The 15682-nt window shown below is 33.6% G+C and carries 13 protein-coding genes and 2 rRNA genes (1 of these 15 running past the window's edge); 1 reads left to right on the top strand and 14 read right to left on the bottom strand.

Translation table 11 applies throughout. The annotated features are described in order from the left end of the window. The 11 genes from KM029_RS15655 to KM029_RS15605 form a co-directional block, all read right to left on the bottom strand. Nucleotides 1-2118 (bottom strand): CehA/McbA family metallohydrolase, encoded by a 2118-nt coding sequence (locus tag KM029_RS15655; RefSeq protein ID WP_144074132.1) that lies wholly within the window; start codon nucleotides 2116-2118, stop codon nucleotides 1-3. 97 nt (nucleotides 2119-2215) lie between these two features. Further along, nucleotides 2216-3601, bottom strand: coding sequence for a diaminopimelate decarboxylase family protein (locus tag KM029_RS15650; protein ID WP_144074131.1), 1386 nt, complete (start codon nucleotides 3599-3601; stop codon nucleotides 2216-2218). 36 nt (nucleotides 3602-3637) lie between these two features. Then, nucleotides 3638-4384, bottom strand: a complete 747-nt coding sequence (locus KM029_RS15645) for a hypothetical protein (RefSeq protein WP_144074130.1) — start codon at nucleotides 4382-4384, stop codon at nucleotides 3638-3640. A 9-nt stretch (nucleotides 4385-4393) separates the two neighbouring features. Continuing rightward, complete coding sequence (locus KM029_RS15640) at nucleotides 4394-5038, bottom strand: TMEM175 family protein (RefSeq protein WP_144074129.1); 645 nt, start codon at nucleotides 5036-5038, stop codon at nucleotides 4394-4396. A 1-nt stretch (nucleotide 5039) separates the two neighbouring features. Next, nucleotides 5040-5648 (bottom strand): cytidine/deoxycytidylate deaminase family protein, encoded by a 609-nt coding sequence (locus tag KM029_RS15635; RefSeq protein WP_144074128.1) that lies wholly within the window; start codon nucleotides 5646-5648, stop codon nucleotides 5040-5042. A gap of 18 nt (nucleotides 5649-5666) precedes the next feature. Beyond that, entirely contained in the window at nucleotides 5667-6323 is a 657-nt protein-coding gene (locus tag KM029_RS15630) for an SDR family NAD(P)-dependent oxidoreductase (RefSeq protein WP_240050345.1), read from the bottom strand. A 152-nt stretch (nucleotides 6324-6475) separates the two neighbouring features. Then, nucleotides 6476-7276, bottom strand: coding sequence for an SDR family NAD(P)-dependent oxidoreductase (locus KM029_RS15625; protein ID WP_144074126.1), 801 nt, complete (start codon nucleotides 7274-7276; stop codon nucleotides 6476-6478). An 89-nt stretch (nucleotides 7277-7365) separates the two neighbouring features. Next, entirely contained in the window at nucleotides 7366-8511 is a 1146-nt protein-coding gene (locus KM029_RS15620) for an Ldh family oxidoreductase (protein WP_144074125.1), read from the bottom strand. 86 nt (nucleotides 8512-8597) lie between these two features. After that, the gene (locus KM029_RS15615; protein ID WP_144074124.1) at nucleotides 8598-9368 is read right to left on the bottom strand and encodes an SDR family NAD(P)-dependent oxidoreductase; all 771 of its coding nucleotides are present in this window, start codon (nucleotides 9366-9368) and stop codon (nucleotides 8598-8600) included. Nucleotides 9369-9402: 34 nt separating this feature from the next. Then, a complete protein-coding gene (locus KM029_RS15610; protein ID WP_144074123.1) occupies nucleotides 9403-10566 on the bottom strand; it encodes an arginase family protein in 1164 nt (387 codons plus the stop codon). A gap of 426 nt (nucleotides 10567-10992) precedes the next feature. Next, a complete protein-coding gene (locus tag KM029_RS15605) occupies nucleotides 10993-12897 on the bottom strand; it encodes a sigma-54-dependent transcriptional regulator (protein WP_158631077.1) in 1905 nt (634 codons plus the stop codon). 330 nt (nucleotides 12898-13227) lie between these two features. Between KM029_RS15605 and KM029_RS15600 the strand changes: the two genes are divergently transcribed. Then, complete coding sequence (locus tag KM029_RS15600) at nucleotides 13228-13773, top strand: AP2/ERF family transcription factor (protein ID WP_144074121.1); 546 nt, start codon at nucleotides 13228-13230, stop codon at nucleotides 13771-13773. 437 nt (nucleotides 13774-14210) lie between these two features. On the opposite strand, the gene KM029_RS15595 is transcribed toward KM029_RS15600, so the two are convergent. The 3 genes from KM029_RS15595 to KM029_RS15585 all read right to left on the bottom strand — a co-directional run. Beyond that, the gene (locus KM029_RS15595; RefSeq protein ID WP_144074120.1) at nucleotides 14211-14948 is read right to left on the bottom strand and encodes an HAD family hydrolase; all 738 of its coding nucleotides are present in this window, start codon (nucleotides 14946-14948) and stop codon (nucleotides 14211-14213) included. 292 nt (nucleotides 14949-15240) lie between these two features. Beyond that, nucleotides 15241-15352 (bottom strand): 5S ribosomal RNA (rrf, locus tag KM029_RS15590). A gap of 122 nt (nucleotides 15353-15474) precedes the next feature. Further along, nucleotides 15475-15682: ribosomal RNA gene (locus tag KM029_RS15585) — 23S ribosomal RNA — on the bottom strand (it continues 2669 nt past the right edge of the window).

The following is a 15682-nucleotide window of genomic DNA, read 5'->3' as shown; positions in this document are numbered from 1 at the left end:
TTATTTTGATGGTGTCACAATTTCTTTTTTTCTTTTTTCGTAAAACTCAGAAGTTTGATCTATCCAAGTTCTTAAGTAGGGACGAAAAGCTTCTAACATCTCTGCTGTACGATCTGGACTTTCCCAAGCCTCATTATCGTTGCGTTGATATTTCATTTCTTTTACCACTTCCATTCTTTCTATTAATCGATCTATAATTTCTGGAGCTTTCTCTTTTGACCAAGTTGGCTGACCATCTACCTCTATATAAATCGGTGAAGTATGTGCTTGTATTCTTTTTGTAAAATCACTTTGGAACACAATATCATGTGCTTTTTCACCATGAACTTTTACTGCTATCCAAGCACTTTCATTCATTGGTAATTCCAAATCAATTTCAATTTCTTTTTGTCCTTTTTCTAGTTTGACTTCTTTCACTACATCACCATTTACAATAATGCTAGCGTATTTTAAAAGATCCCAGCTAGGAACTATATACCCTTTTGCTTTAATCTGAATCGTTTCTCCTTTTTTCACTTGTACAGTTGACCCTATATCATTTCCATTAATGTTAAAATCAACCATTGGACCGTTTGATGCAAATGATTTCCCTTCTGCCAAACCTTTATTCCAAGCATCAGGTGTAAATTCTCCATCCACTTTTACATACGTTCTCACCGATCCTGGTAAAGACATATAAGGCCAATCTGATCCTGCTGCTGCAGCTAATTTGAAACCTAAGTTTAAAAATGCATACCAATCGTTTAGGTTTAAAGAATGATATTGGAAAATTTCGACAAAGTCCACTTCATCTTCTGGAGCCAACATTGCCAATGCAATATTTTGTTGAAATTGAGCAAAATCCATATGTGCTACGCCAAAAACTCCACCTTGTTTATGTACCTCTTTTGATACTTTATCATAATGAAAATAATCATTAGGGTAACGTACAAACTCATTCTGTCCCATTGCTAAAACATGCCCCAAAAAGTCCGTTCTTGGATCTTCTTGACCTGATGCGATGTAATAATCTTTTTCTTTATACTGACCATCTTTACCCCAAGCATATTGATCGAAGTGTGTCGTTACTGAATTACCTAAAGCATACAACCAATGCATGTGTAAATCTGTTGCTCTCGCATGGGCCATTTGATTAGTATTTACAGATGAGTTTCTACGAGAAAAGTGATTATGAACATCTCCAGAATACCAACCTTTAGAAGGCATATCAATAACATGATCCAAAGTGATATTGATATTGTTATCTTGGTCTGCTTCGATCTCAATTTCTTTTGTGAGAATTGGGTATTCAGGGCCTTTCATTACTACTAATGTATATTTCCCTGCAGGTATATTGGCTTGGTATAAACCATCTACATACATAGAGTAATGGTTATCATTAGGCCAATTAATTTGATCTAACTCCTCTCGTATTTCTACCGAACGAACCATAGTTTCAAAGAACTGTAACTCAATAGCACTTTCTGTTGGAAGAGGCATTCTACCCGAAGCATCATACAATCCAATTTGTGCTGCTACACGCTCTTTCGATTTCTTTTCAATTAGGTTTAATTGTAATTTTCCTGAAGCATTTCTTTTCGCAGTTTCACCTACTAATTCAAATTTAATGTCTCTAATAAAAAGTAGCTTACTCGACATATCTAAACCACTAGAAATTGCAAAGTCCGTTTGACTGTAGCCTCTATTTGCAAATCGAGCTCTATCTAAAACAAATTCATAGGTTTGAAACCCTTTTGTTCCTTGCGCTATTTCTATTCTATGCACAGATTCTACTACTCCATTTCTATCGTAAGCGTAGAAAAACTCTGTCAAGTTACTCGCATCTAATTCTACGGTCACTTTTATTTTCTGATCAATATCAAAAGCAAACTGATCGTCAATACTAAACCCTAAGGCGATCCCAAAAAGTATCTTTTTTCCTCCTTCTTCTTTCACCCCTGCTCTAGATGGATCATTATCCACACGTAATCCCATCGTCTGAAAAACGCCTGTAGCAATGGTTTTATCAATCTGACTAGTATGCCAATCTAACTCAAAAGTACCAGATGCATTATCAGGTTGATGAGCTAAAACAGGCAAAGCTAGAAGCCAACATAAACTTAGTAGTATTCTTTTCATTCTCTTAGTAGTAATCAAATAGAGAGGTTATTATAGATATCAACCACTCAGAACCGAAGCCCTGAGTAATTGATAATTTCATCTAAATATTCTTTGCTTAGATATCTTTCAATCTTTCTGGAACAACGTGTCTTGAGAATACCTCATCTTGAGTTTCAGGTGTTTTCACCCATTCCACTGTATCTCCTTTTACCATCACCATACCTGGACGTGGCAAAGCATTGAAGTTACAAGTATAAGGTTCGATATACGATCCTGTATTTAGAAATGCAAGTGTATCTCCTTTCTCCAATTGAGGCATTTTATATTGCTCTGCTAAACAATCATAGTTACAAGTAATACCCACAACATCCACTGGAGTATCGTATTCTTTTTCAGCTTTATTACAAGCCACTAAATCAAATGGAGGCACTACATTTAAACCACCAACACTCAAGAAAGTCTCCGAAGTATCTGTTTCAGCCCATTGGTAATCCATACCATTTGCTGTCTCGTGTTTCATGTTATGTACTTTAAATAAGTGGATACCACTCTCATTGTACATTGCACGACCTGGTTCAATTTCTAAGATTATTCCATCAGAAGAAAGACCAATTGCTTTCATTCCGTTTCTAAAAGTTTCTGTGATAACTTTTGCAAAATCTTCCATATGGGGCGTTTCATAATCAGTCACAGCAACACGAGATTCTTTATCCATATCAGAAGGGAAACCACCACCAACAGAAACAATTGCTGGCGACCAGTTATTACCTACTCCATCATGAATTTCTTTGATCATGTCTACAATTGACTGCACTAATGATTGCCAGAAAATAGGCTTTTTAGAATGACGGCCAGCATGCGTATGTACACCTACTAATTTCACGTTAGAACAATCTGCAAACTGAGGTAGCATTTCCCTTACTTCAGAAGTAGGAATACCGTATTTTACAGTTTGTGTCATCTCACGAATTAAACGAGCAGGGAAGAAATCAGAAGGCTCATCCAAGTCTTTCATATAAGGCTTGATACGTAGCATAACGTGTGCTTCTTTTCCTAACTCTTTTGCAATTCTTTGACAAACACCCAGCTCATCTTTATTATCCAAAACAATATGGATACCTAAATCAATTGCTTTACGGATAATATCATCAGACTTAATAGAACCATTTACAGCGATATCTTCATAAGGAACACCACCTCTAATTGCTGTTTCTAATTCACCTGCACCAAAAGTATCACATCCACAACCTGCTTGTGTTAATACTCTTCTTACTGCAACTGTTGGGTTTGCTTTTACGGCAGCCATTACACGAATACGTCCTTCAGGATAGAATTTCTGAAATGTGTTTTGAAACGCTAAGTAGTTTTTTACTAAGATATTCTCAGATACTACGAATAATGGAGTACCAAATTTTTCTGCAATCTCCACAGTGTTTACATCTTCGATGTATAAATCACCATCTTTAACGTTTAACAACGGGTTCATTTTGATATCGCTCATGATCTTATTTTTATTTATAGTGTTTTTAATGACTTATTAAAGAAATACTAGAAGGGCTAATCTTGCTGTGTGGTTATTGTCTTTAAAAATACCTCTGTAAAAAGAACTAATCTGTAATTTATCACTTAAGGCATATTGAGCTACCACTTCTTGTATGTATCTATCATTTCTATCCTTAGATAGATTACTTGCAGTATATATAGGTGTGACTTGCATAAAGAATTTCTCACTAAAGATGATCGGTGTGATAATCTGGAATGAGATCCCGTGCTGTGCTTCATCTAGAAGTTCTGGACGGTCAATCACAGGAGAAGAAGTATATTGGTAAGACAAAATTGGAAAGGCTTGAATCCAATCTGCGAACATTAAACCTACCGTTACCCCTGGTTGAACTAACCAAGTTCCTGTTCCTAATCCTTTATCGTAATCACCTGTTGGAGCAAAAACATCCACTGATGGACCAAATGCTCCTAACAGTTTATCATAATTTTTATAAGGCAGATAAAAATATCTTGCTCTAAAATCTCCAATACCTGTTTTGTTTGTTCCTGTATTATGTAATAATGGTAGCTCTGCTAAAAGTAAGTGAGCCTCACTCGGTGCAAACATAAACTCAGCTCTATACCCAAAAGTATCAGGTCCATCTTTAGAGTAATTGTACTCTAAGTGGTTATACAATTGCGTATAAAAATTAGTTGGTTTTGAAGCATCAATTTCTTCGTCTTGCGCGAAAAGAATATTTGAAAGAAGTAGAAATACTAAACAGATGAATGATTGTTTCATAATAAATAATTAATAACCAGCCTTTATACTGGTTCTTGCTAATACATAATTGGCAATTGGCACTAAAACTACCATACCTATTAACCATGCTATAAAGCTTACATACGAAAGTCCTACACAAGCAATAGCGACTACTGGATCTGCTAAAATTTCATTCGATAAGACTTTAATTCGTCCTTCCGTTAATTCATCTTTTAGCATTCCGTTTTTCTTAGCATGATGTAATTTCAAATAAGAAAAAATACCAAGTAACCCCCAAACTCCACTAAAAATTGCTCTTGAATGAGGTTGATCTGAAGTAAACTCAATATTCATCTCAAAATAAGGATACAAACACAGTAGAAAGAAGTATCCAAAAGTGATAAGTATTTGATTTAGATTTGTTGTTTTCATTGAATGATGTACTTCAACAAATTTAAACCAGTGGATTACTAAAATTAGAAAACCTGCTACGTAAGGTAAAAAAGGTTTATCCCAAATCATTTGAGTATCCATTACTTTATCTCCATCAACAATTTCGGTTTCTACATCAAAAATTACCAATCCTAATACAGGTGTTGTCATGCTAATTGCAAAGAGAAGCATTCCTAACTGTCTTACATATTCAAGAAAGTAGGTATGATCCCTTGGTGTTATATTTTCTGATGGTGTCATATTAATATCTTTCTAACCATTCATCAACACAGTGATCAATAGAATTTAACCATACCTGACGAGCAATTTCTTTTAGCTTTGGAGAACAATCAGCTTCCTCAATAACTAACCTAGATCCTAATAATTTAAAACCTTCGGGTAATCTTTCATAATTTGTTTGATCTCCAGCTTCAATACTTTTTGCATCTCTGTAGACATAATATGTTTTACCAACCTGACTACAACAGATTCTTGCTAAACACATTGGGCAAGGCTCTTGAGATGTAAAAAGAGTATAATCTCTCATCTTTGGAGTCTTATTGTCACAAAGTCTATCCTCCAACTCATTCAAAAGAACCATTTCTGCATGAAGATCTAAACGGTGATAAGGAGCATTTGCCTTAGACATATTTTCAGAAATCACTTGATCATGATGTAAAAGGCAACCACCTACTGCAACGCTTCCTGCTCTTCCTGCTCTAATTCCTTGTCGAACAGAAATAATAGAAGGACCATCATGTTTATAACCTTCAGGGTTTGCCTCATAATCATTTAACTGCTGCTCCAACTCATCATAATTAAAGAGTGGAGTATCAAAATTTAATTCTGGCTTTTCTGTAGTTTTACACATAATTTATTGATCTAATAATTACCAATCTATTCTTTCTCTATCTGTATAGAAACCTGCAGTTGGTCCATCTTCTGAAAGTGTTGCTAACCAAACAGAAGTATCTGCTCCTTCTGACAATGTTTTAGGTCTTGCCCCCTCTCCATAATCAGGTAACTCTTCAGTATTCATAGCACTATCTACCCACCCTGGACAACAACTATTTACTTTGATACCGAACTCTTCTAATTCCTTAGCATAAAGTACAGTCATGGCATTTACACCAATTTTTGAACTTTGATAAGCGGAACATATATCTTCCCTCAAAGGTGAATTCATATCTGAAAGTTGTTTTAACTGTGCTACCTGATTAGATAAATTGACAATTCGTCCCGCTTCACTTTTCTTTAACAATGGAACTAATTTTTGTGTTAATAGGAAAGGACCTATATAATTTACTTCCATTACTTTTCTAAAAAGCTCTTCTGATAAATCTGAAGGATGTTTCCCCATATCTACAAGCATTGCAGCATTATTGATCAAAGCATCTAACTTTCTGAATTCTTTAGAAATAAATTCAACTAAAGGTTGAAAAGTAGAAGTATCTGCTAAATCAAATTGAAAAGGGTATGCATCAATGTCTTGCTTTTGAAGTTCTTCTGCTTTCTCTACAACATTACTTTGAACATCAGCTAAAATGACTGTATATTTTTGTTCTCTAGTAATCTTGTTGTTTCGAAACCAATCCCTTGTGCAGCACCTGTAATTAATGCTACTTTTTTCATTTTCTATTGAATGATAAAGAAGGATAATTTATCAGCCCATACCGAAATATGGACTGATGTAATTTTCTATAAACCTGGTGCCATACCACCGTGAACCGGCAATACAATACCTGTGATATAACTTGCGGCTGGAGAAGCTAAGTAAACAATTGCTTCTGCAATTTCACTTGGCTCTGCTGGGCGACCCAAAGGAATACCTGCATTTTCTTTTGCAGCTGCTTCTTCAACAGAACAACCTTCTGCTTCTGCAATTGCTTTGTATGCTTCTTGTAACATATCAGTATTGATAGCACCAGGAGCTACAACATTTGCACGAATACCTTTTGGCGCTTGCTCGATTGCCAATACCTTAGTAGCACCTACTAATGCATGTTTAGTAGCAACGTAAGGATAAGGCATGCCCATACCTGCAGCTATACCAGCAGTTGAAGCAACATTTACGATCGCTCCTCCACCAGATTTTTCCATAGCAGGAATAGCACCTTTACAAACTGCTAATGCACCTTTTACATTTACAGCATAGTTTGCATCCCAATCTTTATCTGTATTTTCATCTAATAAAGCAGATCCAAAACCTACACCTGCATTGTTTACTACGATATCTAAAGAACCGTAAGCATCAAGTACTTGTTGGATTGCTGAATCAACTTGTGCTGCATCAGAAACATCAACTAATACACCCATTGCTTCACCACCTTTGGCTTTAATATCAGCAACATTTGCTTCCATCCCTTCTTTAGAGCTATTACGGCCTGTTAAAACCACTTTAGCTCCAAGCTCTGCTAATTTCTCAGCAATTGCTCTACCTAAACCTTTTGTTTTTGTTGCTCCAGTTACAAGAGCTACTTTATTTTCTAGAAGTTGCATATTCTCTCTATTTTTGTACGTTTGAATTTTCACTAACCCATGATTGAAATCGTGGGCTAGATAATCCTAATAGAAATATTTCTAACTAATTATTTATTTCTTTGCGCTTCCCAATCAGCTCTTAAACTTTCTTCAGTCATGCCGTAACGACCAGCTTGAGTCTTAAAAAATGGTTCCCAGTGAGAATCTAATACCTCAACGATTTCTTCATCTTTGATGATTGACTCATAACCTTTAGCACCTGGCATACCTGGCTTTCTTTGACCTGGACGAGCTGGAGAATCTTCGATTGCTTGTGCAAAACGATCTGATTTTGCTAACACATCACCTAAAGGACCAAAGTGTGAAGGATCAATACAGATAAAGTAAGATCCACCAACAGATGTACCTTCAGCCGTACCATCTACAATATCACCTAAAGAAGGTACTTCAGGAGTAATTGTTGCACCTGGGTTAATGATACCAGAAAGTAATTCGTTGAATAAGTTCAACATGTATACTCTTGGATTTGAAAGTTGTTGGAATGCCGATTGGTTATACACACGACCATAACCTTCGATTGGCTGAGCGTATGGAGCCAAATCGTTTGATAATCCACCAGTTTCAGGATCAATTACATAATCACCTTTCAGTTTAGTACCTTGAAGTACAGCTTGTGCTGTATCTGCATCATACCACTCACAAAGTTTAGTCGACATCCATACTGGAGGCTTCTCACCTGCAGGACCAATACCATCTAATGGAGGTACTGAGATAGTGTTTGACATACCACCTAGCGGTGAACACATTGGTACCGAGTTATTAGAAGTTAACGCTACACAACCTGCTTTTGATGCCATCCAAGTATAAGCACCGAATGAACCTGCATCATTATGATTATGACCGAATACGATAGCAATACCATGCTTCTTCGCTTTTTCGATCGCCATGTTCGCCATTTTAGTCAATGTCCAGTAACCAGAAGAACGTTTACCATCGATTGATGCCCAAGTATCTCCCTCACCTACAACTTCTGGCTCTGCGTTGATATCTAACAAACCTTTTTGATTCATGATATCAATTGCTTCGTATACACCTAAACCTTGGTTTAATTTACCTTGTCGGATACCCAACATTAGTGCATCTGCTACTGCATTACCGTGCTCTTCTGATGCACCTGCTGCCATCCAAGTTCTTTTTAAAGCGTAGCGTAAGAAATCTGCATTTGTCGATTTTGTTTTCCCTTGTGCTCCCATTGTTTTATTTTTTTAATTGTCAGATTATTTTTTGAAGGGACGTAGCATTGCTACGTCCATTAATTATATTTTTAAATAGATTTGATCTACTCAGCTGCTAACGTATTGTAAGCATCCATACTGAACCCAGCAGTAAAACCACCATCAACACCAATTACTTGACCGTTTACAAAGTCACAATCTTTAGCAGATAAGAAATGGATTAATGAAGCAACTTCTTCTGGCTCAGCAATACGACCTAACGGTACTGCTTTGTGTTCCATACGTAATTGAGGTTGACCATCTTCTGTGTTGGCCATAGGTGTATTTACTGAAGTAGGAGCAATAACATTTACTCTTATTCTACGATCACCTAATTCGATAGCCGCCGTTTTTGTAATACCCACAACAGCCCATTTACTAGCCACGTAAGGGGCTAAATAAGCCACACCTTGAACGGCTGCAGCTGAAGCTACATTGACAATACGACCACCATCATTCATTAATGGCACACCATATTTAATACCATGAACAACCCCTTTAGTATTGATACCAAAGTTCTTGTCAAAGTTCTCTAAATCAGTATCCATAATGGTTTCATAACCAAAATTTGCACCTGCATTATTTACGATGATATCTATTTTACCATAAGTATCTACGGTTGTTTTCATCATATTTTGAACAGACTCAGGATTACCAACATCACACTGTACGAAAGTAGCTCCGATTTTCTCAGCGATCTCAGTACCATCTTTACGACCAGAGATTACTACTTTAGCTCCCGCTTCAATAAAGCGTTCCGCTGACTTCAGTCCTATGCCTGAAGTACCACCAGTAATAACTGCAACTTGTCCTGCTAATGAAAAGAAATTTGCCATTATATTAATATTTTTTTAGTCTAAAATTGATTGATTAAAGTGTCACGTTACCAAGAGACATATCCCAAACAGTAGGGTTATCTACTCCTCCGTTACGTCTTTTAGCACATTCAGCTAACCAGATTAATAATTTCCAGCTTAAGCCAGCTGCACAGTAACCAAAAGTTTTTGCAGGGTCATTTTGAGGAGCATATTCTGCTACATCAGCACCTACAAGATTTACCTTTCCAGATAAACGTACCTCTCTTAATACATCCCAACACCAGTTTAAATCTAAACCAAATGGTTCTACAGCAGAAGAAGCTGAATTATAAATTGGATCTAGTGCATCTAAATCAAACGTTAAGTACGTAGGACCATCTCCAACACGATCAATAATTTGTTGAGCCATCACTTTAGGATCTGTTCTACGACACTCATCAGCCGTTAAATATTTCACACCAAAGTTATCTGCATGTCCACCAACAAGACCAGTCATTCTACCACGAATACCCATTGTAATCATTCTATCAGCATCAATATGACCTTCTGCCATATTACGTGTAAACATTGCACCTGAATGGTATGGATAAGGGAAATCTGCATACGTCACTAAATCAAAGTGAGCATCAAAGTGAATTACGCTTAACGGACCATGTACCTCTGCTAATTTTGCAATTGGAATATATGAGATGGTATGATCTCCACCCCAAGAGAAAGTAGAACACTTATTCTTAACAACAATATCATCGAAGTGAGATAAACACGTTTCTACCTCAGAAGAAAGATCAAACTGACCATAAGTATCAATTGTACCATAGTCTACAATATTTGCCCAATCAAATGGAATATCAAATTTGCCGTCTACCCAAGGTTCAGTAGTACCCATGAAATTCTTAGAAAGTTCACGCAATACTTTAGGGCCATATTTATGAGAAGCATTCATTGGAGCAGACTTTTCTAAAGGAAGTCCTACAACGGCAATATCAGCATTCTCTAAATCTTGAGAGAAAGGAGCCATAAAAGCACCTAAATAATCTTTATTAAGGTTAGAAAGGAATTCAATACCTTTTCCTCCTCCCATTGTTTTTACTCTAGTTAAATGGTTTACCACATCTGGATGAATTCCATCTGTACTTCTAGAGTTTTCATATAGATCTTTGTACTTCGCTAATTTTTCTTTGTCTAACGCAGGGTACTTTTTAATATCTTTTTTCATGATTGTATTTTTAAATTTGTAGTAATGAACTTTTAAAACGTAGTAATGTCTGAAAGAAGTAGAAATAATTACTATTCAAACGATTGAATAAATTAATTTTAATTTAAAAACAGTCGCATTTGAAGCGGCTGCAAATTAGAATACGACATTACGGAAAAGAAAGTTTCACTCCTAGGGTTAAATTGTTTGTGAATAACATTTAATGATTTGATTTGTTTTTTGATAGGATAAGGTTATGATATCTAGTATCATATATTTGTATGCAATATTAATAACAAATATTTACTAACGATAATAAATTAAATAAAAACAACTAATTACAATACAAATCACTAATTATCAATACATTAACTCGTTTTAAATTTAAAAAAAAGTGCTGATTTTTCGTGAAATATCACTTTTGTTAATTCTTTAACAGTAACTAATTTACATTTTTTTGTTTTTAGCTATAGATAATTTTTTCATTTTAGATCTCAAGGTAGCTTCATTAATTCCTAAGTATTCTGAAGCACTATTCTTACCACTTACTTTCCACTTAGATAAGTCCAGAATATCTAATATATATTTCCGTTCAAATTCTTCTAAGGTTAAAATCGTACTATTCTTCTTTTCCTGTTCTTTTTTGTATTCTTCAAAACCTGTTAGTTTAAGTGTTTTTCCTTTAGATGCTAAAACAGCCTTTTGTAAAATATATCGGAACTCTTTAATATTTCCAGGCCAATTGTATGATTGAAGTTTTTTAATAGATGCTACAGATATTGAGAGTTTATGAATATTATGTCTTTCACAAAATTGAGCTACAAAGGTAGCTGTCAAATAAGGAATATCAGATAATCTATTTTTTAATTCAGGTATATGTATACTGTAAATACTTAAATATTGATATAACTCCATATTAAAACTTCCTTCTCTTACTAGCTGCTTTAAATCTTTAGTTGTGGTTATAATAAATCGAATATCATATTTTAAACTTTCGCTATCATTGTCTTTTAAAAGAGATAATAATAGTTCTTGGTCAGTCTCAGACATATTTTCAATGTCAGATAGAATTAATGATCCATTGTTCACTACATTTAAAATACTCCTATCATTCGCTTGTTTGTGTGAACTATTACCATAATATTGCGTTTGAAAAATAGATTTAATAGACTGATGACAGTTATAAACGACACTGGGCTTATTAACTCTATTACTTGCTTGTATAATTAAATCAGCAACATATTTCTTACCTGTTCCATTAGCTCCTTCAATAAGTACAGTACTTTTATAGTTTGCTATTCTTTTTACTTCCTCTTCAATACTCGATGCAAAACTTCCCACAAATAACTCATTAGGTTTATTATTATTTCGTGAGGCTACTTTCAAAATTGTATTTTCTTGCTCAAGTTCTTCTGTCAGTTTATGCAACTCTAACAGCGTAGACTTTAACTTCTTCTGCTCCTTTTTTCTTTCTGTTATATCATACCCTATTATATAAGACTGTACATTGTCTTGTGTATTTAAAGTGATAATTGAAGATTTAATATATTTCTTAAGTCTATCATTGGTATGAAAAATAGTTAAGTCACTAGTAGTATCTTCTGATTCAATAGTTAATAAAGAGGACAGTTGTTTTTTAACGATTCCTTTTCCAAAAACTTCTGTTGCATATTTATTGATGAAATTGATATTTTTATACTCATCAAAACCGATTACATACAATCGGATTTCTTGAATTAATTTATTAAAGTTCTGAGATAGGATTATAAATTTTTCTCTGTCTTTATTTCCTTTGTATATATCATTAATCAAATCAAGATTAAACAGTAAAATTGAAAGAATAATAGTATATTCTGATATATACACTGAATTCTTAATAATTTCTATATCTATTAGTACATCATAAAAATTTCCTATTAAAAATAATATGATTACATATAATTGTATTTGATATCTAAAAGTAGACTTTCTAACATCAGATCCTATAACCATCCAAATAAAATAGATTATGCTACTTCCATAAAAAACTAATGTTGAATAACTATACCACTTTGAAACCACTCCAGAAATAATATAGTAGTTTTCATTACTAAAGAATGTATATTTTACAATATTAGCGTCTGCACCATACACAAAACCTTTATTCTGAACAAGTATTATTAATATAATAACAGCAGTGATTATTGTTATAATAAAGAAAGGCTTTTTCCCTTTTCGCTTATTTAAAAAATAAATAAGAAAAAATATCGCTTCCATCAATAACATATAGGTTAGCACTACTACAAAAAATAAATTTCTGTATCTGTCTACATCTCCTTCTTGGTGCATAAAAGTAGAAGTAAGAATAAACATACTTGATAGAATACAAATACCACTATATATTAATTGTACCTTGTCTCTTCTAGATAAAATATAATTAAGTATATATAATAAAGATAGGGTTATAAATATTCCTGATTGGATTGTATTAAAGGTTGTAATGATCCCCATTATATAAAATAAATTGAACACATTTTCATTGTGAAAAATAGGTATTATTTCATCTGAAATAAATTATTTAACTATCATAGTTAGTTAAAAAGAATTTAATAAACGTAAATAGTTTGAATAAAATACAACTTAAAATTAAATCAATCGTTCGAATTAATGTGTTTGAATTTTCAATCAACTAAATTATTAAATATGTTGTGTAAAATAAAACTTAAAAATTCACCTGATTTTGTATTGATTTCTGATCGAACGTTTGAGTATTTAGAAGTAAATAACTATTTAAAGGAAATTGATTTACTTAATAATTTAAGAAAACATGTAAGTGGGTATATTTTTTTCCAAAAGAATTATCCTCTTTCTAATGGAAAATATAAAAACGTAACAATTTACTTACACAAACTAATTGCAGAAAACTTTGTAGAAAAACCCCTAAGTTCTAAAAGATTGTTTGTGAGAAATAAAAATGGAGATTCATTGGACTGTAGGGAAACCAATTTAGAGTGGGTTACTATGGCTGAATTAAGAAGACATCAATCTCATAGAAATAGAACTGGGTTTAGAGGCGTTGTCCAAGTAAGTAAATCAAGCTATAGAGCTGTTTTATATTCAAAAGGTGTTCGTCATAACCTAGGTTTATTTCCCACTGCTGAAGCTGCTGCTAGAGCATATAATTTAAAATCTGAAGAACTATTTGGTACAACTAAAGGTCTTAACCGAATTCATTCTTCATTAAAATAATCACTAAAATAAATATAGAATCATGTATTCTTTTACCATTGTATTATTTCTTATTATTGTTGTCATTTCGGTGGCTCATACTTTATTAAAAAACGAACAAACACAATTAAGTTTTTTCCAGTTGGTACTCTCAGAAATTGTTAGAAAGTCAATTGTAATTAACTTTATTTTGGGTGTAACAATATTTAATCTCTTTCTTATAATATTTTTAGAAGGAATCTATCCAATTTTCCAAACTATTAATGTTCGTGTTTTATTATATCCTTTTATTCAATCATTTATAGTTAACGGTATATGCTTACCTATTTTAAGTATAATTTTAGGTATTGGAGTTACCAAAAAAATATCTCAAGTTTAAGAAAAAACATGAGTCATCCCTTAATTATATAATTTTAATAATAAGGGGTGACTCATTTCATGCTAAAATTTAAATAGAATTATTTAAAAATTGTTTTCCAATCTCCATTAATTCTAATCATTTTAAAATTATTTTCTTCGCATTCTTTTATATATTCCTCTGGCTTATCATATTCTCCTGATGCTTTATCATTATGCAATACAATAAAGCCGCCTTTCTTAGCATATTCTAACATTGCATAATCTCCATCTGAATTACCAAAAGCAAACATAGGTCTAATACCTGCTTCTCTTAAGTTTTCAACTTTCCCTTCTTTATCATTTAATCTTACTTTAAAATTAGTACCGATTACATCATCAAATATCGGAAAAGCGGTATTCATTGCTACAGTACCAAAATAATCTTCTGATGCTGTACATAAAATCACTTTAAATTGATTTTTCTTTAGCAACTCAACAAGTTCTACCATTGGTTGATAAACTTTTGATTTATGAGTTGTAAAGAAGTCATCTACATATTCTTTGTATTTTTCGTCTTTTGCTAAAGCTAGTAATGCTTTAACCAAATCATCTTTTGATGCTATCTTAGCATCAGAATATTTTTGAGTAAAAATTGCAATATCATAAGCTGGGGATTCTGATATCATCGTACCATCCATATCAAATGTAGCTATTCTATTCTTTTTAGGAGCTTTTTCAATCATTTTGATCATCTCTGATCGCATTGGTTCTTTCCAACTCTTCAAGTCTTGTGCCGTAATAATGTTTGATATAAATACTATTGAAAGTACTAAAAGTAATTTGTAGATCTTTTTCATTTTATTCTTATAATAGATAGATTATTTTTCGCTTTTTTAAATTAAACGTTTAATATTAAACAAAGTTTCATTGTAAGATGTTAAGGTTTATAAAAACAATACCATAAGATAAGAAAACTGTTGATAAGTCTTCAACTATCCACAAATCACAGTTAAATATTTAGTTCAAGTAGGAAAGTTATCAACATATAGCTCGATAACTTTAAAAATAATCAACTATTCCATAAAAAAGTATAGTCACAAAAAAAGGTTAGTCAACATCATGTGTTAACTAACCTTCTATATCTAATGAATGTGGCGTCGACCTACTCTCCCGGGGGTTAACCCAGTACCATCAGCACTGTGGGGCTTAACTGCTCTGTTCGGAATGGAAAGAGGTGAACACCCACGTCATTGACACCATCAATATCTTAATGTCTTTGATTATCGAATCTAATCACTAATACAAAATAACTAATAAAATCAGTTATTTGACAGTGAAAAGGAAAAACTTTGCTAGCACTCTATTACTAGAGTGCTAACCGTAAAAGAAAAGCTATTGGGCGATTAGTACTTCTCAGCTGAATGTATCTCTACACGTACACTTGAAGCCTATCAACGTCATCATCTATAACAACCCTTATATGGAAATCTCATCTCGAGGTGGGTTTCGCGCTTAGATGCTTTCAGCGCTTATCCGCTCCACACATAGGTACCCGGCGATGCTCCTGGCGGAACAACCGGTACGCCAGAGG

The organism is Flammeovirga kamogawensis (genome assembly GCF_018736065.1).
Classification (GTDB): Bacteria; Bacteroidota; Bacteroidia; order Cytophagales; family Flammeovirgaceae; genus Flammeovirga; species Flammeovirga kamogawensis.
The sequence above is the reverse complement of the archived record's forward strand: the minus strand, read 5'-3'. Positions and strand labels throughout refer to the sequence as shown.

What these genes read in the sequence shown, in the direction of transcription:
- KM029_RS15655 (WP_144074132.1), bottom strand. Translation starts at nt 2,118, where the DNA reads ATGAAAAGAATACTACTAAGTTTATGTTGGCTTCTAGCTTTGCCTGTT.
- KM029_RS15650 (WP_144074131.1), bottom strand. Translation starts at nt 3,601, where the DNA reads ATGAGCGATATCAAAATGAACCCGTTGTTAAACGTTAAAGATGGTGAT.
- KM029_RS15645 (WP_144074130.1), bottom strand. Translation starts at nt 4,384, where the DNA reads ATGAAACAATCATTCATCTGTTTAGTATTTCTACTTCTTTCAAATATT.
- KM029_RS15640 (WP_144074129.1), bottom strand. Translation starts at nt 5,038, where the DNA reads ATGACACCATCAGAAAATATAACACCAAGGGATCATACCTACTTTCTT.
- KM029_RS15635 (WP_144074128.1), bottom strand. Translation starts at nt 5,648, where the DNA reads ATGTGTAAAACTACAGAAAAGCCAGAATTAAATTTTGATACTCCACTC.
- KM029_RS15625 (WP_144074126.1), bottom strand. Translation starts at nt 7,276, where the DNA reads ATGCAACTTCTAGAAAATAAAGTAGCTCTTGTAACTGGAGCAACAAAA.
- KM029_RS15620 (WP_144074125.1), bottom strand. Translation starts at nt 8,511, where the DNA reads ATGGGAGCACAAGGGAAAACAAAATCGACAAATGCAGATTTCTTACGC.
- KM029_RS15615 (WP_144074124.1), bottom strand. Translation starts at nt 9,368, where the DNA reads ATGGCAAATTTCTTTTCATTAGCAGGACAAGTTGCAGTTATTACTGGT.
- KM029_RS15610 (WP_144074123.1), bottom strand. Translation starts at nt 10,566, where the DNA reads ATGAAAAAAGATATTAAAAAGTACCCTGCGTTAGACAAAGAAAAATTA.
- KM029_RS15605 (WP_158631077.1), bottom strand. Translation starts at nt 12,897, where the DNA reads ATGTTTATTCTTACTTCTACTTTTATGCACCAAGAAGGAGATGTAGAC.
- KM029_RS15600 (WP_144074121.1), top strand. Translation starts at nt 13,228, where the DNA reads ATGTTGTGTAAAATAAAACTTAAAAATTCACCTGATTTTGTATTGATT.
- KM029_RS15595 (WP_144074120.1), bottom strand. Translation starts at nt 14,948, where the DNA reads ATGAAAAAGATCTACAAATTACTTTTAGTACTTTCAATAGTATTTATA.